Origin of the sequence: Bacillus sp. HMSC036E02 (genome assembly GCF_001836235.1) — a bacterium.
Lineage (GTDB): Bacteria > Bacillota > Bacilli > Bacillales > Bacillaceae_G > Bacillus_A > Bacillus_A cereus.
In genome coordinates, this window is record NZ_KV827842.1 from 44,072 (window position 1) to 47,080 (window position 3,009).

The window sequence follows — 3,009 nt, forward strand, 5'->3', positions numbered from 1 at the left end:
AATTTTAGTATTTAACAATGGCGAACCTATCGGTACGTTTTGTGTTGTAATTTCTTTATTACTCTCATATCGATAAGATGTACAACAAACTGTAGCCTCTGTAGGTCCGTATCCATTTAATATTTGGAGGTTCCCCCTAAATAGATGATCGTATTTTGCGAGTAATTCTGTTTTAATGGGTTCTACTCCCACAAGTAGCTTATTTAACACTATCTTCTGGTTATCTCTAACAAAATAATCATATATTTCATTTAATAAAGTAGGTGGAATATATGATAATGTAACCTGTTCCTCAAGAATGACTTGTACAAGTTTTGGTACATCAAACTTCTCACCTTGATAAATAGTCATTCTTGCGCCATATATCAATGGGACAAATATCTCAAAAATAGTAACATCAAAAGAAATACTACTTGAGAATAGAACGTTATCAGTTATCCCTATATCTTGAGAGAAATCTTCATACATTGCACACAAAAAGTTAGTCAAGGATCGATGTTCAATCATTACTCCTTTAGGTTGTCCTGTAGAACCTGATGTATAAATAACATACGCTAAGTTGTGAGGTTCTATCATCATGTGCATGTCTTCTCCTGGTTCTTCTTCAAAAGACATATCCATTAGATCTATTACATTACCTTGGAATTCTATCCCCTTTATAATAGAGTTTTGATGTACTAATACATGTGAACACCCACTGTCTGTCAGCATATATTCCACTCTTTGTTTTGGTAAGTCGGTATCAATTGGTAAATACGCCCCACCTGCTTTTAAGACACCTAATATACCTATAACCATCTCGATGGAGCGTTTCATCATCACACCAACAATGGATTCTCTTTTAACTCCTTGGTCTAATAACCTTCTCGCCAACTGATTAGCTTTTATATTTAATTCATTATATGTAATTCCTTTTTCATTACATACAACGGCTATTTGATTAGGGTTCCGTTTTACTTGTTCTTCGAACATTTTATGCACTAATAAATGATTAGAATTTGAATTCTCTTTTTTGTTAAATTCATTCATAATACAATGTTCTTCTTCTATAGATAACATATTAATATTACGCAATCGTACTCTAGGGTTATTAGTTACTTCCTCAACTATATTTGTAAAATGTACCATTAACCTTTCTATTGTCTCCGCTTTAAATAACTTAATACTATATTCTACTTTTAAATGAATGTTATTATCTATTTCCGTTGCTACTAATGACAAATCAAATTTTGAAACTGACTGCTTAAACGGATACGGTGTAAATTCTAATTCACCAATAGATATTGGATTCATATCCATGTTTTGAAAAACAAACATGGTATCAAATAATGGATTTCTACTTGTATCCCTATGCAAGTCTAAACCTTCTAATAGTTCTTCAAAAGGATAGTCTTGATTTTCATAAGCTTCTAATGTATTGAGTTTTAATCTACTCAAAAACTCAATAAACTCATCGTCATTTTCTAGATAATTTCTCATTACCAAAGTATTAATAAACATACCAATCATATGATTAGTATCAGAATGAGACCTTCCAGCAATAGGCGAACCTACAATAATGTCTTCTTGACCTGTGTATCTAGATAAAAGTATGTTATAAATGGCCAATAAAATCATATATGGCGTGGTACCAGTTTCAGTTGCTAGCTTATTTACTTTAAAAGTTAAATCTGTTCCCAAATTAAAAGAACAAACATTACCTTTAAAGCTTTGTATAGTCGGTCTTTGAAAATCGGTTGGAAAATTTAAAACCGGGAGTTCTCCTTTTAAAGTTGTTAACCAATAATTCTTTTGTTCACTAATTAGATTCTTATAGTAAGGTCCATTTTGCCACATCACATAGTCTTTGTACTGCACTCTCAATTTTGGAAGCTCATTTCCTTTATACAATTCTACAAACTCTTTTATTAATATCCCCATTGATAAACCATCAGATATTATATGATGCATATCTACTACAAGGATATGTCTTTCTTCTGCTATCCTTAAAAGCAACACCCTTAATAATGGAGGTTTTGATAAATCAAATGGACTTATAAACTCATGTATTAAATAATCCGCATCTTTTTCATTTACATGAACGTATTCAATATTGAAATCTACATTAGGCTCAATTTTCTGCACTAATTCCCCATCTAAAATTTGAAAAGAAGTTCTTAATATTTCATGTCTCTCAATTAAAGATTGAAATATATTTTCAAACTTATCTTTACAAATATCCCCTTCTACTTTAAGTATTGTGGGCATATTATAAGTTGTATTTGTACCATCTTCGAATTGATCTACTATAAACATTCTCTTTTGTGACGTAGAAGCTAAATAATACTCTTGTTGTTTTACAGGTTCTATGGAAATATAATTACTTTTTTCCATTTCTAATATATATTTTGAAAAATCAACCAAAACAGGAAACTTAAATAGGGATTTAATAGATAATTGCACATTAAATTCTTTATTAACAATAGAAATTAGCCTAGCAGCCTTTAATGAATGACCACCTATCTCAAAAAAATTATCCCGTATTCCTATCCTTTGTATTCCTAATACATCTTTCCAAATCTCAACTAATTTTCTTTCTGTAGAATTTGTCGGCTCTAGATGACTAGATTTCAAATTATTAATAGGTTGAGGTAATTTTTTTCTATCTATTTTTCCGTTTTGTGTTAACGGTATGTTTTGAATGGATATGATTTGTTGAGGTATCATATAATAGGGTAACTTGGTTGCTAAATATGCTCTTACCTCTGGAATAGGAATATCTTTTTCTGTAACTACATACGCACATAAATACTTTTCTCCACTTTCATCTTCTCGCTGTATTACTACGGCGGTTTTGATTGTCTCATATTTTAACAAACTTGCTTCTATCTCACCTAGTTCTATTCGATATCCCCTTATTTTCACTTGATGATCAACTCGTCCCAAGTATTCTATGTTACCATCAGGTAGCCATCTCGCTATATCTCCTGTTTTATATAATTTCTCACCTCGTTCAAATGGATGATCAAT

The 3,009-nt window shown here is 31.0% G+C and carries 1 protein-coding gene; it reads right to left on the minus strand.

Annotated elements, in window-relative coordinates:
* On the minus strand, positions 1 to 3,009 hold a 3,009-nt coding region (locus tag HMPREF2590_RS12565; RefSeq protein ID WP_256325141.1), incomplete at both ends, for a condensation domain-containing protein.